23 protein-coding genes are annotated in these 22,301 nt (G+C 72.6%); 16 read left to right on the top strand and 7 right to left on the bottom strand.

Annotation, left to right across the window (positions count from 1 at the left end; genetic code table 11):
* The first annotated feature begins 283 nt into the window (after nt 1-283).
* The 6 genes from ACGF3J_RS33935 (at nt 284) to ACGF3J_RS33910 (ending at nt 5,767) form a co-directional block, all read left to right on the top strand.
* The gene (locus ACGF3J_RS33935; protein WP_393855542.1) at nt 284-1,423 is read left to right on the top strand and encodes a segregation and condensation protein A; all 1,140 of its coding nucleotides are present in this window, start codon (nt 284-286) and stop codon (nt 1,421-1,423) included.
* The gene (gene scpB / locus ACGF3J_RS33930; RefSeq protein ID WP_161327344.1) at nt 1,420-2,073 is read left to right on the top strand and encodes an SMC-Scp complex subunit ScpB; all 654 of its coding nucleotides are present in this window, start codon (nt 1,420-1,422) and stop codon (nt 2,071-2,073) included. Before ACGF3J_RS33935 ends, scpB begins: the two co-directional genes overlap by 4 nt.
* A complete protein-coding gene (locus tag ACGF3J_RS33925; RefSeq protein ID WP_161327345.1) occupies nt 2,073-3,188 on the top strand; it encodes a pseudouridine synthase in 1,116 nt (371 codons plus the stop codon). The genes scpB and ACGF3J_RS33925 overlap by 1 nt, the downstream gene beginning before the upstream one ends.
* Nucleotides 3,189-3,271: 83 nt before the next feature.
* Nucleotides 3,272-3,991: an NUDIX domain-containing protein gene (locus ACGF3J_RS33920; protein WP_161327358.1), complete on the top strand. Its 720-nt coding sequence runs from the start codon at nt 3,272-3,274 to the stop codon at nt 3,989-3,991.
* Nucleotides 3,988-5,010 carry an ADP-ribosylglycohydrolase family protein gene (locus tag ACGF3J_RS33915; RefSeq protein ID WP_161327346.1) on the top strand — a complete coding sequence of 341 codons (1,023 nt, stop codon included), beginning with the start codon at nt 3,988-3,990 and terminating at the stop codon, nt 5,008-5,010. The genes ACGF3J_RS33920 and ACGF3J_RS33915 overlap by 4 nt, the downstream gene beginning before the upstream one ends.
* Nucleotides 5,011-5,014: 4 nt before the next feature.
* The gene (locus ACGF3J_RS33910) at nt 5,015-5,767 is read left to right on the top strand and encodes a nucleotidyltransferase domain-containing protein (RefSeq protein ID WP_161327347.1); all 753 of its coding nucleotides are present in this window, start codon (nt 5,015-5,017) and stop codon (nt 5,765-5,767) included.
* On the opposite strand, the gene ACGF3J_RS33905 is transcribed toward ACGF3J_RS33910, so the two are convergent.
* Both ACGF3J_RS33905 and ACGF3J_RS33900 read right to left on the bottom strand, forming a co-directional pair.
* Nucleotides 5,693-6,436 carry a DNA polymerase beta superfamily protein gene (locus tag ACGF3J_RS33905; protein WP_161327348.1) on the bottom strand — a complete coding sequence of 248 codons (744 nt, stop codon included), beginning with the start codon at nt 6,434-6,436 and terminating at the stop codon, nt 5,693-5,695. The genes ACGF3J_RS33910 and ACGF3J_RS33905 overlap by 75 nt on opposite strands.
* A 23-nt stretch (nt 6,437-6,459) precedes the next feature.
* Nucleotides 6,460-6,855 (bottom strand): Rieske (2Fe-2S) protein, encoded by a 396-nt coding sequence (locus ACGF3J_RS33900; protein ID WP_161327349.1) that lies wholly within the window; start codon nt 6,853-6,855, stop codon nt 6,460-6,462.
* Nucleotides 6,856-7,004: 149 nt separating this feature from the next.
* On the opposite strand from ACGF3J_RS33900, the gene aroH reads away from it, so the two are divergent.
* The 5 genes from aroH (at nt 7,005) to der (ending at nt 11,454) form a co-directional block, all read left to right on the top strand.
* Nucleotides 7,005-7,367 (top strand): chorismate mutase, encoded by a 363-nt coding sequence (aroH, locus tag ACGF3J_RS33895; protein WP_161327350.1) that lies wholly within the window; start codon nt 7,005-7,007, stop codon nt 7,365-7,367.
* On the top strand, nt 7,364-8,449 hold the full coding sequence (locus ACGF3J_RS33890) for a prephenate dehydrogenase (protein ID WP_161327351.1): 1,086 nt from the start codon (nt 7,364-7,366) through the stop codon (nt 8,447-8,449). Before aroH ends, ACGF3J_RS33890 begins: the two co-directional genes overlap by 4 nt.
* Nucleotides 8,450-8,561: 112 nt before the next feature.
* Nucleotides 8,562-9,257, top strand: coding sequence for a (d)CMP kinase (gene cmk / locus ACGF3J_RS33885; protein WP_125490800.1), 696 nt, complete (start codon nt 8,562-8,564; stop codon nt 9,255-9,257).
* The gene (locus tag ACGF3J_RS33880) at nt 9,254-9,901 is read left to right on the top strand and encodes a lysophospholipid acyltransferase family protein (protein WP_161327352.1); all 648 of its coding nucleotides are present in this window, start codon (nt 9,254-9,256) and stop codon (nt 9,899-9,901) included. Before cmk ends, ACGF3J_RS33880 begins: the two co-directional genes overlap by 4 nt.
* A gap of 74 nt (nt 9,902-9,975) precedes the next feature.
* On the top strand, nt 9,976-11,454 hold the full coding sequence (gene der / locus ACGF3J_RS33875) for a ribosome biogenesis GTPase Der (protein WP_161327353.1): 1,479 nt from the start codon (nt 9,976-9,978) through the stop codon (nt 11,452-11,454).
* A 70-nt stretch (nt 11,455-11,524) separates the two neighbouring features.
* On the opposite strand, the gene ACGF3J_RS33870 is transcribed toward der, so the two are convergent.
* Nucleotides 11,525-11,815, bottom strand: a complete 291-nt coding sequence (locus ACGF3J_RS33870; protein WP_122617418.1) for a hypothetical protein — start codon at nt 11,813-11,815, stop codon at nt 11,525-11,527.
* A 75-nt stretch (nt 11,816-11,890) separates the two neighbouring features.
* Nucleotides 11,891-12,691, bottom strand: coding sequence for a hypothetical protein (locus ACGF3J_RS33865; RefSeq protein ID WP_161327354.1), 801 nt, complete (start codon nt 12,689-12,691; stop codon nt 11,891-11,893).
* A 409-nt stretch (nt 12,692-13,100) separates the two neighbouring features.
* Here ACGF3J_RS33865 and ACGF3J_RS33860 point away from each other — a divergent pair, with 409 nt between their 5' ends.
* Both ACGF3J_RS33860 and ACGF3J_RS33855 read left to right on the top strand, forming a co-directional pair.
* Complete coding sequence (locus tag ACGF3J_RS33860) at nt 13,101-13,922, top strand: hypothetical protein (protein ID WP_161327355.1); 822 nt, start codon at nt 13,101-13,103, stop codon at nt 13,920-13,922.
* A 367-nt stretch (nt 13,923-14,289) separates the two neighbouring features.
* Entirely contained in the window at nt 14,290-14,505 is a 216-nt protein-coding gene (locus ACGF3J_RS33855; protein ID WP_161327356.1) for an I78 family peptidase inhibitor, read from the top strand.
* Nucleotides 14,506-14,512: 7 nt separating this feature from the next.
* Here ACGF3J_RS33855 and ACGF3J_RS33850 read toward each other — a convergent pair whose 3' ends face one another.
* Together ACGF3J_RS33850 and ACGF3J_RS33845 are read right to left on the bottom strand one after the other, a co-directional pair.
* Nucleotides 14,513-15,532: a phosphatase PAP2 family protein gene (locus tag ACGF3J_RS33850; protein WP_161327786.1), complete on the bottom strand. Its 1,020-nt coding sequence runs from the start codon at nt 15,530-15,532 to the stop codon at nt 14,513-14,515.
* A 238-nt stretch (nt 15,533-15,770) separates the two neighbouring features.
* Entirely contained in the window at nt 15,771-16,958 is a 1,188-nt protein-coding gene (locus ACGF3J_RS33845; RefSeq protein ID WP_161327785.1) for a mannosyltransferase family protein, read from the bottom strand.
* A gap of 256 nt (nt 16,959-17,214) precedes the next feature.
* Here ACGF3J_RS33845 and ACGF3J_RS33840 point away from each other — a divergent pair, with 256 nt between their 5' ends.
* Both ACGF3J_RS33840 and ACGF3J_RS33835 read left to right on the top strand, forming a co-directional pair.
* Nucleotides 17,215-18,816 carry an MFS transporter gene (locus tag ACGF3J_RS33840; RefSeq protein ID WP_161327784.1) on the top strand — a complete coding sequence of 534 codons (1,602 nt, stop codon included), beginning with the start codon at nt 17,215-17,217 and terminating at the stop codon, nt 18,814-18,816.
* Between the two features lie 286 nt (nt 18,817-19,102).
* A complete protein-coding gene (locus tag ACGF3J_RS33835; RefSeq protein WP_161327783.1) occupies nt 19,103-20,296 on the top strand; it encodes an acyl-CoA dehydrogenase family protein in 1,194 nt (397 codons plus the stop codon).
* Nucleotides 20,297-20,359: 63 nt separating this feature from the next.
* On the opposite strand, the gene ACGF3J_RS33830 is transcribed toward ACGF3J_RS33835, so the two are convergent.
* Nucleotides 20,360-20,797 carry a cell division protein SepF gene (locus ACGF3J_RS33830; RefSeq protein ID WP_161327782.1) on the bottom strand — a complete coding sequence of 146 codons (438 nt, stop codon included), beginning with the start codon at nt 20,795-20,797 and terminating at the stop codon, nt 20,360-20,362.
* Nucleotides 20,798-21,085: 288 nt separating this feature from the next.
* Between ACGF3J_RS33830 and ACGF3J_RS33825 the strand changes: the two genes are divergently transcribed.
* Nucleotides 21,086-22,276, top strand: a complete 1,191-nt coding sequence (locus tag ACGF3J_RS33825; RefSeq protein WP_393855538.1) for a DUF5685 family protein — start codon at nt 21,086-21,088, stop codon at nt 22,274-22,276.
* Nucleotides 22,277-22,301 lie beyond the last annotated feature (25 nt).

Below are 22,301 nucleotides of genomic sequence, written 5' to 3'. Positions count from 1 at the left end.
CCCCGCCGGGGTCCCGCCGGAGGGCGTGCCCGCCGAGGCCCTGCTTCCCGCCGTGACCGCCCCGGCCGAAGCCTCCCGCCCGCACGGTCCGGAGATCGAGCCGTCGCCCTTCATGGCGCCCGATGAGGCGGACGTCGTCGAGCCGCCGCCGGAGCCCCTGCCGCAAGCCGCCCCCGCCGGGGTCCCGCCGGAGGGCGTGCCCGCCGAGGCCCTGCTTCCCGCCGTGACCGCCCCGGCCGAAGCCTCCCGCCCGCACGGTCCGGAGACCGGGCCGTCGCCCTTCATGGCGCCCGATGAGGCGGACGCCGCCGAGGCACAGCCGGAGCCCCTGCCGCAAGCCGCCCCCGCCGAGGCCCCGCCGGAGGGCGTGCCCGCCGAGGCCCTGCTTCCCGCCGCGACCGCCCCGGCCGAAGCCTCCCGCCCGCACGGTCCGGAGACCGAGCCGTCGCCCCTCACGGCGCCCGATGAGGCGGACGCCGCCGAGGCACAGCCGGAGCCCCTGCCGCAAGCCGTCCCCGCCGAGGCCCCGCCGGAGAACGCGTACCCCGAGGTCTCGCCTCCCGCCCCGGCCGACGCCTCCCCTGCGCGGGGCGCGGACGGCGACGGTGACGCCGATGGTGTCTTCAAGGTCCGGCTCGCCAACTTCGAGGGGCCGTTCGATCTGCTCCTTCAGCTGATCTCCAAGCACAAGATGGACGTCACCGAGGTCGCGCTGTCCAAGGTGACCGACGAGTTCATGGCGCACATCCGGGCGATGGGGTCCGACTGGGACCTCGACGAGACCACCGAGTTCCTGGTGGTCGCCGCCACCCTGCTCGACCTGAAGGCGGCCCGGCTGCTGCCCGCCGCCGAGGTCGAGGACGAGGCCGACCTGGCACTTCTCGAGGCCCGCGACCTGCTCTTCGCGCGGCTGCTCCAGTACCGCGCGTACAAACAGATCGCCGAGATCTTCAACGAGCGGCTGGAGTCCGAGGCCCGCCGCTACCCCCGTACCGTCGGCCTGGAACCCCACCACGCCGAGCTGCTGCCCGAGGTCGTCATCAGCATCGGCCCCGAGGGCTTCGCCAGGCTCGCCGTGAAGGCCATGCAGCCCAAGCCCAAGCCGCAGGTCTACGTCGAGCACATCCACGCGCCCCTGGTCAGCGTCCAGGAGCAGGCCGGGATCGTGGTGGCCCGGCTCCGGGAGCTGGGCGAGGCCAGCTTCCGAGTGCTGGTGCAGGACACCGCGGACACACTGACCGTCGTGGCCCGCTTCCTGGCCCTGCTGGAGCTGTACCGGGAGAAGGCCGTCGAGCTGGACCAGGAGACCGCGCTCGGCGACCTGCTGGTGCGCTGGACCGGCGGTGACGAGGACGCCGCACCGGTGGTGACCGACGAGTTCGACCGGCCGCCGGAGAAGACCGAGGAGGAGCGGAAGGCGTGAGTGAGCAGACCACGGAGGCCGTGCGCGCACCGGACGGTGTCGCCGACCTCGATCTCAAGCCCGCGCTCGAGGCCGTCCTCATGGTCGTCGACGAGCCCGCGACCGAGGAGCAGCTGGCGAAGATACTGCAACGCCCCCGGCGGCAGATCGCGGACGCCCTGCGGGAGCTGGCCGACGAGTACACCGTCCAGGGCCGCGGCTTCGAGCTGCGCCTGATCGCCGGCGGCTGGCGCTTCTACACCCGCCCCGAGTACGCCGCGGCCGTCGAGGGCTTCGTCCTGGACGGCCAGCACGCCCGCCTCACCCAGGCCGCGCTGGAGACCCTCGCCGTCGTCGCATACCGCCAGCCGGTCAGCCGCAGCCGCGTCTCCGCGGTGCGCGGCGTGAACTGCGACGGTGTGATGCGGACCCTCCTGCAGCGGGGTCTGGTCGAGGAGGCGGGCACGGAACCCGAAACAGGTGCGATCCTGTACGTGACGACGAACTACTTCCTGGAGCGGATGGGCCTGCGGGGCCTGGACGAGCTCCCGGAGCTCGCGCCCTTCCTCCCGGAGGCGGCGGCGATCGAGGCCGAGACGCTGGAAGGGGTCCCGTCGTTCGATCCGGACGCCCCGGATTCCGAGGACGCAGACGACAAGACGGAACTTTGATGCGAAGCAGCAGCGGCAGGAACAGCAGCGGAAACAACGGCGGGAGCCGTGGTGGCAACAGCGGCGGCCGCGGCGGGAGCAGTGGTGGCCGCGGTAACTACCGCGGCGCCGGTAACAACCGCGACGACAAGCCGGGCGGCCGGCCGAAGAAGCCGCGCCCGGAGGAGCGCCGGTACGACGTGGGTCCCGGAGCCTCTCCCGAGGGCCCCAAGTCCGGGCGCGGCGGCGCGGCCCGCGGCGGCGCCAAGGGCGGCCCCAAGCGGCCCCAGCAGCGTGGCCGCTCGGCTCCGGCCACGTCCCGCGAGTACGAGACGCGGGCCGAGGAGCGCAACCGCGAGCGGTACGCGGGCAAGAAGGACGTCAAGCTCCCGAAGACCTTCCCCGGCGCCGAGCAGGAGGGCGAGCGGCTGCAGAAGGTCCTCGCACGCGCGGGCTACGGCTCCCGGCGCGCCTGCGAGGAGCTGATCGAGCAGGCCAGGGTCGAGATCAACGGCGAGATCGTGCTGGAGCAGGGCCGCCGCGTCGACCCGGAGAAGGACGAGGTCAAGGTCGACGGCCTCACCGTCGCCACGCAGTCGTACCAGTTCTTCTCGCTCAACAAGCCCGCCGGCGTCGTCTCCACCATGGAGGACCCGGAGGGCCGCCAGTCCCTCGGCGACTACGTCACCAACCGTGAGACCCGCCTCTTCCACGTGGGCCGGCTCGACACCGAGACCGAGGGTGTCATCCTGCTCACCAACCACGGCGAGCTGGCGCACCGGCTGACCCACCCCCGGTACGGCGTGAAGAAGACCTACCTCGCGCACATCGTGGGGCCGATCCCGCGGGACCTCGGCAAGCGCCTCAAGGACGGCATCCAGCTGGAGGACGGATACGCGCGCGCGGACCACTTCCGGGTCGTGGAGCAGACCGGCAAGAACTACCTGGTCGAGGTCACCCTCCACGAGGGCCGCAAGCACATCGTCCGCCGCATGCTGGCCGAGGCGGGCTTCCCCGTCGACAAGCTGGTGCGCACCGCCTTCGGCCCGATCACGCTGGGCGACCAGAAGTCGGGCTGGCTGCGGCGGCTGTCCAACACGGAGGTCGGGATGCTGATGGCGGAGGTCGAGCTCTGAGCGTCCTGGGCGTCCCCTCGGGGTTGTCCTGACCGGCCCACCCTCTTTATAGTCCTAGTGACTATTAAAGGGGGTGGGCCGTTCTGCACGGCTACGACAAGCACGCCTTCGAGCCCTTCGCCGTCACCGTCGATCTCGCGGTCCTCACGCTGCGCGCGGGCGCCCTGCACGTGCTGCTCGTCGAGCGCGGCCAGGAGCCGTACGCGGGCCGGTGGGCGCTGCCCGGCGGCTTCCTGCTGCCGGACGAGTCGGCGGAGACGGCCGCCCGGCGTGAGCTGGCGGAGGAGACCGGCCTGGCGGACGTGACGGGGCTGCACCTGGAGCAGCTGCGGACCTACAGCGAGCCCGGCCGCGACCCCCGGATGCGCGTCGTCTCCGTCGCCTTCGCCGCGCTGCTGCCCGACCCTCCCGAGCCGCACGCCGGCACCGACGCCGCCGAGGCCCGCTGGATGCCGTACGACGAGGCCCGCGGCCTCGCCTTCGACCACGACCGGATCCTGGCCGACGCCCGGACCCGCGTCGGCGGCCGGCTGGAGTACACCTGCCTGGCCACCGCCTTCTGCCCGCCCGAGTTCACGCTGGGCGAGCTGCAACAGGTCTACGAGACCGTGTGGGGCGCTCCTCTCGACCGGCCCAACTTCCGCCGCAAGGTCCTCGCCACCCCGGGATTCGTGGAGCCCGTCCCCGGCGCCGCCCGGCTGACCGGCGGACGCGGCAAGCCCGCCGCGCTGTACCGCGCGGGCCCCGCCACCACCCTGCACCCGCCCCTGCTCCGCACCCCTCGGGAAGGACGCCCCGCATGACCACGAACACCGTCACCAAGCGCGCCGCCACCGGAGCGCTCACCGGCCTCGCCCTCGGCGACGCGCTGGGCTTCCCGACCGAGTTCAACGACGTGCCGTCGATCCTCGCCAAGTGCGGACCGTGGCGGAAGATGGACCTGCCCCGGCCCGCGATGGTGACCGACGACACCCAGATGACGCTGGCGCTGGGACGGGGGCTGCGCACGGCGATGGACCGCGGCCTGCTCGGGCCCAAGCGCATGGAACGGCCAGTGCGTGAGGAGTTCGTCGACTGGTACCAGTCGCCGGAGAACAACCGGGCGCCGGGCAACACCTGCCTCAAAGCCTGCCACCTCCTCAAGACCCCCGACCGCCCCTGGCAGGACGCCAGCCAGATCCACTCCAAGGGCTGCGGCGCCAACATGCGCGTCGCGCCCATAGGCCTCGTCCCCGGTCTGAGCGACGAACAGCGCGCGGGCGCCGCCCAGTTGCAGTCCGCGCTCACCCACGGCCACCCCACCGCGCTTGCCGCCTCCGACCTGACCGCGCACGCCGTACGGCTGCTCGCCGAGGGAGCGGAGCCGACCGGACTGGTCGGGCTGCTGCGCTCGTACGCCTACGACAACCGCGGCCGCTACCACGAGCGCTGGCTCGGCGACTTGTGGAGCCGCGCCCAGGACCCCACGCCCGAGCACTTCATCGCCCGCGGCTGGGACGAGTGCCTGGCGATCCTGGACCGTCTCCAGCAGGCCGTGCGCACCTCCTCGCCCGAGACCGACCCCTGCCTGTCCGTCGGCGAGGGCTGGATCGCGGAGGAGGCCATGGCGGCCGGGCTGCTCTGCTTCCTGCTCTTCGTCGACGAGCCGCTGACCGCCCTGCGCCGCGGCGCCTGCACCTCCGGCGACTCCGACTCCATCGCCTGCCTCGCGGGCGCGTTCGCCGGCGCCCACCTGGGCGCCGACGCCTGGCCCACCGCCTGGGCCGACCGCATCGAGTACCGGGGCGACCTGCTGTCCCTCGGCGCGCTCTGGGACGCTTGAGCCCATGATCGACGCCCTGGACATCGACCTGGCCCCGGTGGTGGCCGAACAGCCCTTCCCGGTGTTGTTCGCCACGGTCTCCGGCGCCCACCTCTACGGTTTCCCGTCCCGCGACTCGGACGTCGACCTGCGCGGCGTGCACCTGCTGCCCGCCGCCGACCTGGTGGGGCTGCGCGAGCCGGAGGAGACCCGGTCCCGGATGTGGGACCGGGACGGCGTCGAGATGGACCTGGTCACGCACGACCTGCGCAAGTTCGTACGGCTGATGCTCCGGCGCAACGGCTACGTGCTGGAGCAGTTGCTGTCGCCGCTGGTCGTGCACACCACCGAGCCGCACCGGCAGTTGGCCGCGCTCGCCCCGGACGTCCTCACCGGCCATCACGCCCATCACTACCGGGGGTTCGCGCAGACCCAGTGGCGGCTGTTCGAGAAGACCGGCGAGCTGAAGCCGCTGCTGTACACCTTCCGGGTGCTGCTCACCGGCATCCACCTGATGCGGTCGGGCGAGGTCCAGCCCCATCTGCCCACCTTGGTCGGAGAGGTGGGCGCGGCCCCGGCGTACCTGCCCGACCTCGTCGCCGCCAAGACGGAGCGCGAGCACGGTGAGGCCGACGTCGACCACGAGCGGGTGCGGGCCGACGTGGAGCGGCTGCACGGGGTGCTGGACGAGGCGCAGGCGGGGTCAGCGCTGCCCGGTGCCCCCGCCGGGTACGACGCCCTGCACGACTTCGTCGTGAGGGTTCGGCTGGAGGGCTGAGGCGTGGCGGGCTCGGACGAGGAAGTTCTCGACGCGGCGGCGGTCCGGTTCGGCGGGGAGCGGGGTGTGGTGGGCGGCCTCGTCGCCCTCCCGGGCCAGGCGGGTCATCCGGGCCTCCACCTCCGGCCAGGGGACCTCGCCGCGCTTCACGGCGAGCAGCGACTCGCGCCGGTCGCCGACGTCGATGGTGAGCGTGCCCGTGCGCAGCAGGTCGCGGGCGGACTCCAGGAGGCGCAGGAGGTGCATGGCGTGCTTCCAGCGCGGGGCGCCGTGTGTGCGGACGTCGGCGTCGAGTTTGCGGCGCTGGCCGTGCGCGTAGCGGGTGAACGTCTCGTGGGCGCGGCGGGAGAGGAACGCGTCGCGCAGGGACAGCAGTTCACGGCCGGTGGCGTCGGCGTACTCCACGAGCGGCGAGTGCAGGCACTCCAGGACGTTGGGGTTCGCGCGCAGGGCCAGCTCGCAGAAGCGCTCCAGCTCCCAGGAGAACTGCTCGTCGGCCGGACCGTCCACATGCGCCGGCGGCTTCTCGAAGCGCCAGAAGAGGGGCGTGGGGGCGAGGAAGACGCCCCGGCGGTCGGTGTCGCTGTCCTCCGTCGCCAGACCGAAGGCGCGCGAACCCATGACACAGGCGTAGATCGTGTGGTCGCGCACCAGCAGCTCGGGGTCCATGCCGGGGAGCGTACGCGGGCGCCTCACGCCAGGCGGACCGAATTTCCCTCCACCGTGATCCGCTTCCCGGGCAGCGGTTCGGTCGCCGGTCCCTGCTCCACCGAGCCGTCCGCGACACTGAACCGGCTGTTGTGGCAGGCGCAGTCGATGGTGCCGTCGCGCACGTCCGACACGATGCAGCCCTGATGGGTGCAGACCGCCGAGAACGCCCTGAAGTCGCCCGGTTCCGGCTGGGTCACCACGATCTTCTGCTCCGCCAGGACCCTGCCGCCGCGCACCGGGATGCCGTCCGTCGTCGTGAGCTCCCGGCCCGGGGAGGTCTCGGCGCCCCCGGAGTCGTCGCCGCCGCCGCAGCCGACGGCGAACGCCGCCGCGCCCGCCGAGACGAGGGCCGTACGGCGCGTCGGGCCGTGATTCATGGGTCACTCCGGAGGCGTGGGGGAGGAGATGCCGATCGGGACCAGCGTCTCAGGGGGCGGGCGCCCGGGGCCGGTACCCGGCGGGCTGACTAGGCTGGACGGACCAAGAACCGATACCCGCGTCAGCAACGTCAGCAAGGAGCATCGCCGTGGCGGTACGAGCGGTCCGGGGCGCCGTCCAACTGGAACGGGACGAGGCCGGGCACATGGACGAGCAGGTCGCCGCCCTGCTGACCGCCATCATGGAGCGCAACGGCCTGTCGGCCGACAGCCTGATCAGCCTGTGGTTCACGGCCACCCCCGATCTGCACAGCGACTTCCCGGCCGCCGCCGCCCGCGGGCTCGGCATCACCGACGTGCCGCTGATCTGCGCCCAGGAGCTGGACATCGAGGGCGCCATGCCCCGCGTCGTCCGGGTCCTCGCCCACATCGAGTCCGACCGGCCCCGCGCCGAGATCGCCCACGTCTACCTCGGCGCCGCCGCGGCCCTGCGCAAGGACATCGCCCAGTGAGAACCGCACTCGTCATCGGCACCGGCCTCATCGGCACCTCCGCCGCCCTCGCGCTGACCCAGCGCGGCGTCACCGTCCACCTCTCCGACCACGACCCCGAGCAGGCCCGCACCGCCACCGCGCTCGGCGCCGGCACCGACGAGGCGCCCGAGGGCCCCGTCGACCTGGCGATCGTCGCCGCCCCGCCCGCCCTCGTCGCCGACGTCCTCGCCGACGCCATGGGACGCGGCGCCGCCCGCGGGTACATCGACGTGGCCAGCGTCAAGGGCGGCCCCCGGCGGGAGCTGGAGGCCCGCGGCCTCGACCTGTCGTCGTACATCGGCACGCACCCCATGTCCGGCCGCGAGAAGTCCGGCCCGCTGGCCGCCACCGGCGACCTCTTCGAGGGCCGCCCCTGGGTGCTGACCCCGACCCGGGACACCGACACCGAGGTGCTGAACCTCGCCCTGGAGCTGATCTCGCACTGCCGCGCGGTGCCGGTGGTGATGGACGCGGACGCCCACGACCGCGCCGTGGCCCTCGTCTCACACATGCCTCACCTGGTCTCCAGCATGGTCGCCGCCCGCCTGGAGCACGCCGAGGAGGCCGCCGTACGGCTGTGCGGCCAGGGCATCCGCGACGTCACCCGGATCGCCGCCTCCGACCCCCGGATGTGGATCGACATCCTCTCGGCGAACCCGGGCCCGGTCGCCGACCTGCTCACCGACGTCGCCGCCGACCTGGAGGAGACCGTACGGGCCCTGCGCGCCCTGCAGTCCTCCGACGAGGACAAGCGCCTGGAGGGCGGCACCGGTATCGCCTCGGTGCTGCGGCGCGGCAACGCCGGACAGGTCCGCGTCCCCGGCAAGCACGGCTCCGCCCCGCGGGCCTACGAGACCGTCGCCGTCCTCATCGACGACCAGCCCGGCCAGCTGGCCCGCATCTTCGCGGACGCGGGGGTGGCCGGCGTCAACATCGAGGACGTACGCATCGAGCACGCGACCGGCCAGCAGGCGGGTCTGGTGCAGCTCATGGTGGAGCCGAGGGCGGCCGTCGTCCTCACGGCTGCCCTCAAGGACCGGGGCTGGGCCATCCGGCAGTGATCCGGTAGCTCGTACGGCTGTAAGAGGGGCTCCGGGGACCCAGTAACCTTGTGCGGGACGCGCTCGCGTCCCGCACACCACCCACCGCACCGCACCAGGAAGGTGTCCCCTCGTGGAAAACGGCGCCGCCCCGACCGTCCCGGCCGTGATTGTCGCCATCGACGGCCCCTCCGGCACAGGCAAGTCGAGCACGTCGAAGGCCGTGGCCGCGCAGCTCGGCCTGAGCTACCTGGACACCGGCGCCCAGTACCGGGCGATCACGTGGTGGATGGTGACCAACGGCATCGACACCGACGACCCGCACGCGATCGCCGCCGCGGCCGGCAAGCCCGAGATCGTCTCCGGCACCGACCCGCTGGGCCCGGCCATCACCGTGGACGGCGTGGACGTGTCCGGCCCGATCCGCACCCAGGAGGTCACCTCCAAGGTCAGCGCGGTCAGCGCCGTCCCCGAGGTGCGTACCCGGATCACCGAGCTGCAGCGCTCCATCGCCGCCGCCGCGCCGCTGGGCATCGTCGTCGAGGGCCGCGACATCGGCACGACCGTGCTGCCGGACGCCGACCTGAAGATCTTCCTCACCGCCTCCGCCGAGGCCCGCGCCGCCCGCCGCAGCGGCGAGCTGAAGGGCGCCGACGTCAACGCCACCCGCGAGGCCCTGATCAAGCGGGACGCGGCCGACTCCACCCGGAAGACCTCTCCGCTGGCCAAGGCCGGCGACGCGGTCGAGGTGGACACCACCGCCCTCACCCTGCCCCAGGTCATCGAGTGTGTCGTCACCCTCGTCGAGGAGAAGCGGGCGGGGAAGTGACCGAGGTCCCTTCGGCGCGGGGCGCCGAGGTCGGCCGGCGCATCGGCGTCGGCCTGATGTACGGGCTGTGGAAGCCGCGCGTGCTGGGCGCCTGGCGGGTCCCCGCCAGCGGCCCGGTGATCTACGCCGTCAACCACTCGCACAACATCGACGGCCCGATGGTCATGGGCGTCGCGCCCAGGCCGACGCACTTCCTGATCAAGAAGGAGGCGTTCATCGGCCCGCTCGGACGCTTCCTGACCGGCATCGGCCAGCTGAAGGTGGACCGCCACTCCACCGACCGCACGGCCATCGCGCAGGCGCTCGGCGTGCTGGAGGACGGCGGCGTGCTGGGCATCTTCCCGGAGGGCACGCGGGGTGTCGGCGACTTCGCCTCGCTGCGCGCCGGGCTCGCCTACTTCGCCCTCCGCAGCGGCGCCCCGATCGTCCCGGTCGCGGTGCTGGGAAGCACCCACCGTCCCGGACGGTTGATAAAGGCGCTGCCTCCCCTGCGCGCGCGGGTCGACGTCGTCTTCGGCGACCCGTTCGACGCGGGCGACGGCAGCGGACGCCGCACCCGCAAGGCGCTGGACGAGGCGACCGAACGCATCCAGAAGCAGCTGACCGCGCACCTGGAGAACGCCAGGCGGCTCACCACCCGCTAGGCGACACTTGAGTAGTGGATCACCCAGTACAGGGGTGTTCCACCGATCACCACGATGAACGAGGTACGGACTTCATGAACGACCACATCCACTCCGAGGGCTCGGGCGAGGAGCACGACCACGGGGCGCTCGGCGACGCCGAGTACGCGCAGTTCATGGAGCTGGCCACCGACGAGGGCTTCGACGTCGAGGATGTCGAGGGCGCGATCGAGGAGGCCGGGCACGGCCCGCTGCCCGTCCTCGCCGTCGTCGGCCGCCCCAACGTCGGCAAGTCGACCCTCGTGAACCGCATCATCGGCCGCCGCGAGGCCGTCGTCGAGGACAAGCCGGGCGTCACCCGCGACCGCGTCACCTACGAGGCCGAGTGGGCCGGCCGCCGCTTCAAGGTCGTCGACACCGGCGGCTGGGAGCAGGACGTCCTCGGCATCGACGCCTCCGTCGCCGCGCAGGCCGAGTACGCCATCGAGGCCGCCGACGCGGTCGTCTTCGTCGTGGACGCCAAGGTCGGCGCCACCGACACCGACGAGGCGGTCGTCCGGCTGCTGCGCAAGGCCGGCAAGCCCGTCGTGCTGTGCGCCAACAAGGTGGACGGCCCGAGCGGAGAGGCCGACGCCGCCTACCTGTGGTCGCTGGGCCTGGGCGAGCCGCACCCGGTCTCCGCGCTGCACGGCCGCGGCACCGGCGACATGCTGGACCAGGTCCTGGAGGCCCTGCCCGAGGCGCCCCGCGAGTCCTTCGGCGGTGTCATCGGCGGCCCCCGGCGCATCGCCCTGATCGGCCGCCCGAACGTCGGCAAGTCCTCGCTGCTGAACAAGGTGGCCGGCGAGGAGCGCGTCGTCGTCAACGAACTGGCCGGCACCACCCGCGACCCGGTCGACGAGCTGATCGAACTCGGCGGCGTGACCTGGAAGTTCGTCGACACCGCGGGCATCCGCAAGCGCGTCCACCTCCAGCAGGGCGCCGACTACTACGCCTCGCTGCGCACCGCCGCCGCCGTCGAGAAGGCGGAGGTCGCCGTCATCCTCATCGACGCCTCCGAGTCGATCTCGGTCCAGGACCAGCGGATCGTCACGATGGCCGTCGAGGCGGGCCGTGCGGTCGTCGTCGCCTACAACAAGTGGGACACCCTCGACGAGGAGCGCCGCTACTACCTGGAGCGGGAGATCGAGACCGAGCTGGGCCAGGTGGCGTGGGCGCCCCGGGTCAACGTCTCGGCGCAGACCGGCCGCCACATGGAGAAGCTGGTCCCCGCCATCGAGACCGCGCTGGCCGGCTGGGAGACCCGCGTCCCCACGGGCCGTCTCAACGCCTTCCTCGGCGAGCTGGTCGCCTCGCACCCGCACCCGGTGCGCGGCGGCAAGCAGCCCCGCATCCTCTTCGGCACGCAGGCCGGCACCAAGCCGCCGCGGTTCGTGCTCTTCGCCTCCGGCTTCATCGAGGCGGGCTACCGGCGGTTCATCGAGCGCCGGCTGCGCGAGGAGTTCGGCTTCGACGGGACGCCGATCCATATCTCGGTGCGGGTGCGCGAGAAGCGCGGCGCGAAGAAGAAGTAGCGGTCACAGGACGCGAGAGAGGGAGACCCCCGGCCGGGGGTCTCCCTCTCTCGCGTCCTGCCGGTGGCCGTCAGGCACCCCTGCGCGGGGCCGGTGGCAGCGCCGCCGGGACGTGCTGGGTCCCGACCCGCTGCCACACCGACTGCTGGCCGACGCGGGCGCTCTGGGCCCCCGCGCTGTAGGCGCTGTACGAGCCTCTGCCGCACGGGATGCTCCGGAAGGCGGTGAACCCCAGCTCCTCCTCACCGCTGCGATCGCCCGGCAGCGATCGGAAGGACCTGACGTACTCGGCGTAGAGCGCGTCGTAGATCGGCGTGGCGGAGGGGCCGCCATGGCGGTGGAAGGCGTCGTATGCGTACACGTATGTCCAAACGACCTCACGCTGGAAGGGATGCGGCCCAGGTGGCGGCCGCCCGGCACCCGCGTGAATCTCCGGTCAGGTTCCCGCCAGCGGCAGCGCCGCCGCGACCAGCTGTCCGCCCGCCGCCGCCTTGTCCAGGGCGTCCCGCAGCAGGTCCTCGCGCGGCTGCCGGCCGATCGAGCCCACCGGCGCCGCGAACATCAGTACCTGCTGGTGCTTGTTGGCCGCCGTGCGCCAGCCCTCGGTGACCTGGAGGGGCTGGTGCGCCTGCCACCAGGCCACCGGCCGGCCGCCGTCCGCGCCGGGCTGCAGCACCGCGTGCAGCTGGCCCATCGCGAGCAGCACCGACCAGCCGTGCAGCACGGAGGGGGTGGCTGCCAGCTCGGTGACCGGCATGAAGCCCTGTTCGATCAGCAGCGGCAGGAAGTCGTCCCCTGCGCCGGCCGTCCCGGGCCGCGCGATCGGCGCGGTCGGCTCCACCACGAGCGCCGGGTGCAGTTCCCCGGCGATGAGGATCAGACCGCTGGTCACGCCGAGCACCGCCTGCTCGGGTGCCTGCTCGGGCGGCGCCGGCCGCTGCTGCTCGGGCCGGGCGGCCTGGTCGGCGTTGATGGACCGCACGGCGCCCTGGAGCTGCTCCTCGGTGACCTTGACGACCTGCGAGGGCAGGCAGCCGGCGTGAGCGAAGGCGAGGACCGCCGTCTCGTCGCCGATGAAGAGAACGGTGCTGGTGCGCTCCTGCTCGCAGTCGCCCGGGGTGCGACAGGACGTGCAGTCGTAGCTGCCCGGGGCGGACTCCCCGGCGAGCAGGCGGTCGGCTTCTTCGTCGCCGATCTCGGCGCGTACGTCGTCGCTGACGTCGAGCATGCGCGGCACGGGGGCTCCCTCGGGATGCGGTGCGTGACCGGACCGGGTGGCTCCTGGTCCGTGGTCCGGGCGGGTCCCCGGCTCATGCAAAGACAACGGGTGATCTGTGGCGGGAGTCACGCCCCATGGCCAACGGAATCGAACCGTGCGACGCACGTGATCGTCCCCCGGCCGCCGGCGCGGTGATACACCCAAGTGACCTGCGGTGAAAGGGGGGTTGAGCCCGGACGCAGACCGTGATCGCCACCGCTGGAAGTCGACAAATCATGAAATCAGTGAATGAATTGGGTGACTGGAAATGGCCGTGGGTCCGGCCGATACTCCGGTCGTGACCACATCGCAATCGGACACGAACAACCAGAAGGCAGGGTTCCGGGTCTAACCGGACGACGAGAAGCCCAGGGAGGAACCGCATCGCATGACGCCGCCGAACCCACCGGCCGCTCCGTTGCGCGCCGACTGCGTCGGCGACTCCGCGGGCGGGCTGACCTTCGACGTCGCCGCGCGCGGGAACACCGGGGCGGCCCTGCTCATCCTGCGCCGCCGCGACACCGACGCCGAGGAGACCGTCAGCCTGCCGCTGGCGCCGGCCGCCGAGGGCCTGCTGCGTGCCGCGCTGCCCAGCAGCGTCTCCCTGCCCGAGGGCCGCTGGGACGCCTACGCCGCCCTGTCCGACGGCGAGCCCCGGCGCCTGGTGCCCGGCGTCACCGACCTGCGCTCCCTCGCCGCCCGGATCCCCGGCGGGCTGCTCGGCCACGTCGCCGTCCGCATCCCGTACGCCACCCGCCAGGGCAACCTCACCGTCCGCAGCTGGCTGCGCGCCCCGCACGCGGAGTCGGCGGAGCTGGGGCTGGTGAGCGGCGGCCTGACGGTGCGCGGGCGGGTGTACGGCACGCAGCTGACCTCCGGCGCCCACGCCGAGCTGCGGGCCAGGACCGCCACCGACGGGGACGGGGGCGCGGTGCGGCGGGTGGACGTCGTCACCGAGCGGGCCGACTTCGGCTTCACGGTGCGCTACGACACCCTGGCGCCGGGCGACTGGGACCTGTGGCTGCGGCCCGCCGGTGAGTCCGGCCCGGTGGTGCGCCTGGCGCGGCTGCTGGACGACGTCGCCGACAAGCACCCGGTCCTCACCTATCCCTCCGAGCGCGTGCTCACCCCGGACGGCCCCGTGGAGGCCGGGCCGTACTACACGGACGACAACGACCTGTCGCTCTCCGTCGTCCCGCTGGGCCCCTGACCCTCGCCAGGGAGATGGGGAGAACCTGTGAGCGAGGGGTGGCTTTCCTGTGCCCCATGTTCGGTCCGCGTAAGTGATTTCGAAGTCGCCCGCACGTCCGTTCGGGGGTGTTCGGGGGCGGAATGCGGGCCGGGCCCCGGGGTGCAATGCGGGCCAATTGCGTCCGCCTATTCGGCGGTCCGTCGCGACACGCGGTAATTCACCTCACCCGCTCGCGAAAGGCGTACAAAACCGTCCGTCCGTGTGACGGAGTTCCCGTAAAACGCGCACTGTGATCCTGTGACAGAAATGTGACCGTAGGTGCATCCCCGCACTGTGCCGGCGGCCTGGGCTTCCCCGGTCCGTGGGCAGGGCATAGCGTGGCCGCATGGCACCGATTCCGACACCCCCGGCCGAACCCCAGGACAGCCCGGACGGCTACGTCGGCCTCGATTCCGACGAGGCCGAGCGGCTGGCGCGCGAGCGCGGCTGGTCGACGGTGCGGTCCCTGGCACCGGGCACGATCATCACCATGGAGTACCGGGTGGGCCGCCTCAACTTCGAGGTGAAGGACGGCCGCGTGGCCCGGTCCTGGAAGGGCTGAGGCGCGCTCAGCCGCCCGACAGGGGGCGTGCGGCCGGGGCCGTGTTGCGCGGGTGCCGGTCGGCGTGCGGCGGACGCCGGCTGCCCGCGGGGGTGACCGGCGTACGGTCCGAGCGCGCCGTGTGCGGGCCCGGAGCCAGATGCGCCGGGGCGCGGGTGGTGCGGGGCGAGGCCACCGGCTCGCGGGACGGCGCGTCCTCCCGCCCGGGGACCGGCGGAGTGAGGACCACGGGCGGGCCGGCCGGCCGGCTCGTGGCGTCCTCGCTGCCGCGGCGTGCGAACAAGCGGTCGCGCAGGCCGAGGATCCAGGCCTCGGCGCGGGTGATCAGCGGTTCGAACCAGGGCAGCGCCAGCAGGATCAGCAGTCCGGCCGCCCAACCGAGGAGCACGTCGCTCAGCCAGTGCGTACCGAGGTAGACGGTGGACATGCCCACCCCGAGCGAGGTGACCGCCATCAGGGCCGACAGCCAGCGCCGCGCCCTCGGCGTCGAGGCCAGATAGGCCAGGATGCCCCAGGTCACGACGGCGTTCGCGGTGTGACCGCTCGGAAATATATCGCCGCCGAGCCACATCTCGTTGGAGCCGATCGTGGTCGCGTAGTGCGGTCCCAGCCGGCCCATGCCGTACTTGGCGGCACCGACCGTGACGTTCAGCAGGAGCAGGGAGGCACCGAGCGCGATCAGCGGGCGCAGGGTGTGCTGCCGCCAGGAGCGCCAGCCCAGCCAGGCCGCGACCATCACGGCGGTGGGGCCGCGCTGGCCCAGTACGACGTAGTAGTCGACGAAGGCGTGGATCTCCGGCCACTGCTGGTAGGGCCGGAAGAACATGACCTGCCAGTCGAGCCGGACCAGCCACGAGCTGATCAGCACGGCCCACACGATCGCGAGGTAGAACGCGAGGGTTCCGGCGAACAGCGCGATCCTGTGCCGGCTCATCTCCGGCACGGCCAGGAGCGCCGGTCGTTCCGGCTCCCGGTCCAGTCTCGCGAACACCCGGTCCAGACGGGTGAGCTTCCGTTCGGTACGCACCCAATCGACGTTACAGCGAGTGAGGAGTGATCCCGGCCGAATCAACGGGTTTGTGATGACGATGTGATGTGGGATTCCTCTCAGGCAGCGCCCTATTCTCAGTGAATGTGCAATCCCTGAGGGGCGTGGGCTTCAATTCCTTTGATCGGTCCGGTCGGCGGTTTTATCGTGCTTATGAATTAGTTAACCGAATGCTGGTACGGAATTCTCCCGGCGGCCACCGGGCGCCCGCGGCCGGTCAGGGCGGTCCCGACCCGTTCAGCCAGAACGCCCCGTACACCGCCGACACCACCGCGAGGCCCCCCACGACAAGCGCTGACCTGGTCGTTCGCAGCCTGGCCAGGGCCACGGCGAGGGGCAGCAGCAGAGGGAAGGCGGGCAGCAGCAGCCGTGGTTTGGATCCGAAGTAGCTCGACGCGCACAGGGCGAGCACCACGACGAGGCCCGTGTACACCAGCAGTGCGAGCGGCTGGCGCCGCCGTACGCACACCACGTACAGCCAGACCAGCAGTGCGACCCCGACGATCAGCCCCACGCCCGCAAGGGCCCCCGGGAACGACGTGAACTTCCCGGCGACGAAGCGGGCGAAGGCCGCGCCCCCGTCGAAGCCGTTGCGCCAGCCGGCCTGCACGTCGAGATAGCCGAGCGGGCCCCCGCCGGTGCGGTGGCCGACCCACAGCACGTAGCCGGCGGCGCCCAGGGGCGCGAGGAGTATGCCGAGCACGCGCCGTGCGCCGTCGCCGGGGGCGCGCTCCGGCCGGTGGGCGCCGTCCGGGACGGCGTCGCTCCGGATTCGCACGAATGCCGCGACCGCGGCCACCCACACCGCCGCCGTCACCGCGAGCCCCACCGGGCGGGTCAGCCCGGCCAGCGCGGCCAGCGTCCCCGCCGTCACCCAGCGCCCGGTCAGCACCGCGTACAGCGACCAGGCGGCCAGCGCCGTGAACAGGGACTCGCTGTACGCCATCGACTGCACGACCGCGACCGGCAGCACCGCCCACAGCAGCACGGCGCAGACTCCGGCGCGGCGGCTGTGGAGGTGCTCCGCCACCGCGAAGATCCCCCAGGCCGCGGCGAGCGAGGCGAGCAGGCTCACGACGAACCCGGCATCCGCGTACGACAGGGGCGTCACCGCCGCCCCGAGCCGCTCCAGCCACGGCAGCAGCGGGAAGAACGCCAGGTTGGAGTGGACGTCCCCGTTGGGCAGCCGCACCTCGTAGCCGTACCCCAGCTCGGCGACCCTCGTGTACCAGAGGGAGTCCCAGCGGGCCGTCAGCAGCGTGTACGCGCTCTTGTCGCGGGCGGCGCTCCACAGGGCCAGGGCGAGCAGGCCGAGGGCGCGTACGGCCGCGTAGCCCAGGAGCGCCGGGGCGGCCCGGCGCAGGGCACCGGAGCGGTCCGCCGAGTGCGTGTCAAGATCGGTCACGGGCTCGATTATCAGCCGGGCGGGGCGGCGGCCCGTCGGCCGGGGCGGGCGGAACCGTGGCCGCGGCGGCCATGCCGCGCAGGTCACGCGGGATGTGTGAGGCCCGCCACAGGTGCGCTGCGCGCTCTCGCGTAATCTGGCCAGTCACTCGCGTTCCGTTGCACGGCCCGGAGACCTCCGCTCCTCTCCGGCGACCCGCAGGGGAGTCCCCACCCCGCGCAGCCCGCCGGACGCGAGGGAACATGGAGGTACGTACATGTCCGGTACGACCACGGCCGCCGCCGAGCTGCGCCGTCGGGCTGCCGGGGCCGGTGCCAACCGCTGGGTGGTCCTGGTCGTCCTCTGCGTCAGCCTGCTGCTCGTCGCCGTGGACGCCACGGTCCTCCACGTGGCGGTCCCCGCCGTCACCGAGGACCTCAGGCCCGGTGCGATCGAGCTGCTCTGGATCGTCGACATCTATCCGCTGGTCTGCGCCTCGCTGCTGATCCTCTTCGGCACGCTGGGTGACCGGGTGGGCCGCAGACGGATCCTGCTGCTCGGGTACGCGCTCTTCGGCGTCGCCTCCGCGCTGGCGGCCCTCGCCGACAGCGCCCAGGTCCTGATCATGGCCCGAGCGCTGCTCGGGGTCGGCGGCGCGATGATCATGCCCGCGACGCTGTCGATCCTGCGCCAGGTCTTTCCCGACCGGCGCGAGCGGGCGTTGGCCATCGGCATCTGGAGCGCGGTGGCCGCGGTCGGCGCGGCGGTCGGGCCGCTGCTCGGCGGGTTCCTCCTGGAGCACTTCTGGTGGGGCTCGGTCTTCCTCGTCAACATCCCGCTGATGCTGGTCAGCCTGCCGGTGGGGCGGCTGCTGCTGCCCGAGTCGAAGGGCGACGGGCGCGGGCCCTGGGACGTGGTCGGGGCGCTGATGGCGGCGGCCGGTCTCTTCGGCGTCGTCCTGGGCGTGAAGCGGCTGGGCGGCGGCGAACCGGTGGCGAGCCTGTTCACCGTGGTGCCGCTGGTGCTGGGTGCGGCCCTGCTGGTCGGGTTCGTACGGCGGCAGCGTCGGCGTACGCATCCGCTGGTTGACCTGGAGATGTTCCGGAGGCCGGCCTTCAGTACGTCGGTGGGGTGCATCGTGCTGGCGATGCTGGCGCTGGTGGGTCTGGAGCTGATCGCGGCGCAGTACCTGCAGCTGGTGCTCGGGCTGTCGCCGCTGGAGACCGGGCTGCGACTGCTGCCGCTGACCTTCGCGGCGATGGCGGCGGGGCTGGCGGGCGCGCGGATGCTGCGGCGGTTCGGCCCGCGGCGGATGGTGTGTGCGGGGTTCTGTCTGACCGCCTTCGCGGTGGTGCTGCTGACGGCGCTGGGGCGGAGCGACAACTGCGCGCTGATGCTGTCCGGGTTCGTGCTGCTCGGGTTCGGTCTGGAGACCACGCTGTTCGGGGCGTACGAGTCGATGCTGAGTGAGGCGCCGCAGGAGCAGGCGGGCGGGGCGGCGGCGATCGGCGAGACGTCGTACCAGCTCGGGGCCGGGATCGGGATCGCGCTGCTGGGGAGCGTGATGAACGCGGCGTACGGGCCCGGGGTGACGGGGGGTGTGCCGGGGGTGCCGTCGTCGGCGTCCTCGGCAGCGGGGCATTCGCTGGGGGAGGCGTACGAGGTCGCCGCGCAGCTGGGTGGGTCGGCGGGGGTCGCGCTGCGGCGGGCCGCGGGGGATGCGTTCGTGCACGGGCTGCATGTGACGTTGGTGGTGAGTGCGGGGTTGTTGCTGCTGGGGGCGGTGATGGCGTTGCGGTTGCCGCGGGTGATGCAGTGCGAGGAGCCGGTGTCGGTGCCCGCGCCGCGGGACGCGGTGGAGTCACGCGTCTCGGTGTGACCGCGAACCGTCTCCCACCCACGCACCACCCGTTCACTGCCAGAAGCAAGGTGAACGTCGCCCGTGGGGGTGCACCGCCATCGGCGGCCGCGGGTGGACAGGAACCACCCACCCACCGCAAGCCGCCGACGACGCCGCACTCCCACGGGCGACGTCCACTCCTCTGTTGGCGGTGAACGGGTGGTGCGTGGGTGGGAGACAGGGTGGACGTGCGCCACACTGCCGCGTAACGTCGACGTCGAGCCGTAACTAGCACTGCTAGTTTTATCGTCCCGGAAGGTGTCCCATGGCCTCGTCCCCCAAGTTGCCCGCCTTCGACCCCGTCGACCCCCTCGGTATCGACGACCTCCTGGACCCGGAGGACCTGGCGATCCGGGACACCGTGCGGGACTGGGCCGCCGACCGCGTGCTGCCGTACGTCGCCGACTGGTACGAGCGGGGCGAGCTGCCCGGCATCCGGGAACTCGCCCGCGAACTCGGCGGGATCGGCGCGCTCGGCATGTCGCTGGAGGGCTACGGCTGCGCCGGCGCCACGGCCGTGCAGTACGGCCTCGCCTGCCTGGAGCTGGAGGCGGCCGACTCCGGCATCCGCTCCCTGGTCTCCGTGCAGGGCTCCCTCGCCATGTACGCCGTCCACCGCTTCGGCAGCGAGGACCAGAAGCAGGCATGGCTGCCGCGCATGGCCGCCGGTGACGTCATCGGGTGCTTCGGGCTGACCGAGCCCGATCACGGGTCCGACCCGGCCAACATGCGCACCCACGCCAAGCGGGACGGCGGCGGGGACTGGATCCTCAACGGCCGCAAGATGTGGATCACGAACGGGTCGGTGGCCGGCGTGGCCGTCGTCTGGGCGCAGACCGAGGAGGGCATCCGGGGTTTCGTGGTGCCGGCCGACAGCCCCGGCTTCTCCGCCCCCGAGATCAAGCACAAGTGGTCCCTGCGTGCCAGCGTCACCAGCGAGCTGGTCCTGGACGACGTACGGCTGCCCGCCGACGCCGTACTGCCGGAGGTCACCGGGCTGCGCGGACCGCTCGGCTGTCTCACCCACGCCCGCTACGGCATCGTGTGGGGTTCGATGGGCGCGGCCCGCAGCTCCTTCGAGGCGGCCGTGGAGTACGCGAAGTCGCGGGAGCAGTTCGGACGGCCCATCGGTGGCTTCCAGCTGACCCAGGCCAAGCTCGCCGACATGGCGGTCGAACTGCACAAGGGGATCCTGCTCGCCCACCACCTCGGGCGGCGCATGGACGCCGGCCGCCTGCGTCCCGAGCAGGTCAGCTTCGGCAAGCTCAACAACGTGCGCGAGGCCATCGACATCTGCCGCACGGCCCGCACGATCCTCGGTGCCAACGGGATCTCCCTCGAATACCCCGTCATGCGGCACGCGACGAACCTGGAATCGGTGCTCACCTACGAGGGCACCGTCGAGATGCACCAGCTGGTGCTGGGCAAGGCGCTCACCGGACTCGACGCCTTCCGGTAGGACGGGTCAGGTCCCGGCGGAGTCCGGCGTGGGGCGGGCGGGGCCGTGGTGAACGGCCCCGCCTCAGCTCTGGTTGAAGAAACCGTCGGAACGGTGCGCGGCGGGCTCGCCGCTGATGACCTGGGTGTCGGCCGGGCTGAGCAGGAACACCCGGGTGGACACCCGCTCGATCGAACCGCGCAGGCCGAAGATGAGCCCGGCGGCGAAGTCGACGACGCGCTTGGCGTCGGTCGCCTCCATGGCCGTCAGGTTCATGATGACCGGGACCCCCTCCCGGAACAGCTCGCCGATGGACCGTGCGTCCCGGAAGCTGTCCGGGGTGACGGTCGCGATGCGGCGGCCCTTCTCCTCGGCCACGTCCGAGGCCACCTTCACCCGCGGGTCCGTGACCCAGGCGTCCCCGGAGTCGGTGCCCTCGGAGTAGTCGTCGTCGTAGTAGCGCTCGTCATCGTTGTCGTCGACGAGGCCGAGCCACGCACTCGCCTTGCGTACCGATCCCATGGACGCCTCCTCTCACAGCGGTCTTTCGTGCTTCCGCATCCCTATGGTCATCCATGATGCGGACGTCGCGCCAAGTGGATAGACGCCGCCCGGGGGGTTTGTGACGGTACTGGTGCACAGCGAATCCGTCGAGAGTCCTTGTGTCCCAAGGGTCCTTTCCCAAACGGCTGCTGACTGTGAGTGAAATATGATTCTTCGCGGCGGACGGGTGAGGCGGGGTGCGTACGGGTGAACGAGGGCTCGGTACGATGCCGCAGCTCAGCGTCGTACCAACCACGGGGGAGTGTTGTGTTCGGAATCGTCAGGCCCTGTAGGCACCGGCTCGGAGAGAGCCTCACGAGCCAGTGGATGGCGCATCTGTGCGGATTGTGTCTCGCTCTGCGCAAGGACCACGGACAGTTCGCGCGGATCGTGACGAACTATGACGGGCTTCTCATATCGGTTTTGACGGAGGCTCAGGCCGGAAGCGGTGGTGCGGGAGCGGGGCGGCGCACCGCAGGGCCCTGTCCGCTGCGCGGGATGCGTACCGCGTCCGTCGCGCACGGCGAGGGGGCCCGCCTCGCGGCGGCCGTCTCGCTGGTGCTGGCCTCGGCCAAGGTGCGCGACCATGTCGCCGACGGGGACGGGCTGCTGGCGCGCCGTCCGGTGGCCCTCGCCGCCCGCCGGGTCGCCACCGGCTGGGACGCCGCGGGCGCGCGCGGCGGCAGTGCCGTCGGGTTCGACACCGCCGTCCTGGTCGACGCCGTGGACCGGCAGGGCGGCATCGAGGCCCTCGCCGGGCCCGGCACACCGCTGCTCACCGTGACCGAGCCGACCGAGACCGCCACCGCCGCCGCCTTCGCGCACACCGCGCACCTCGCCGGCCGCCCGCACAACGCCGAGCCGCTCGCCGAGGCCGGGCGCCTCTTCGGCCGGCTCGCCCACCTCCTGGACGCCGTGGAGGACCGGGAGGGCGATGCCGCGTCCGGCGCCTGGAACCCGCTCACCGCGACCGGGACCCCGCTCGCCGAGGCCCGGCGGCTCGCCGACGACGCGGTGCACGGGGTGCGGCTGGCCCTGCGCGAGGCGGAGTTCGGCGACGGGCGGCTCGTGCACCGGCTGCTCGTGCACGAGTTGGGCAACTCCGTCGACCGGGCGTTCGGCACCGTGTCGTGCGCCCACGGCGGCCATCCGTACGCCCCTCCCGGCACCCCGGGCGCACCCGGTGGCCCCGGTGGGCCGACGCCGCCGGAGCCGCCCCGGCGCGATCGGCGGGGGCTGCTCGCGGGATGCGCCGTGTGGGTGGGGCTGGCCTGCACGTGCCAGATGTGCTGCGGCACCTACCACGACCCGTGGAGCGGGGAACGCAAGGAGGGCTCGTGCACCAACTGCGACTGCGGCGGGTGCGACGGATGCTGCAGCTGCTGCGACTGCTGCAGCAACTGCTGTGACGGCGACGGGTGCGGGTGCGACGGCTGCGACTGCGGGTGCAGCTGCTGAGTACGGCGAGGGGAGGGGCACGCGT

Source organism: Streptomyces sp. NPDC048171 (assembly GCF_043202655.1).
Classification (GTDB): Bacteria; Actinomycetota; Actinomycetes; order Streptomycetales; family Streptomycetaceae; genus Streptomyces.
This window is presented reverse-complemented; position numbering and strand designations above follow the sequence as displayed.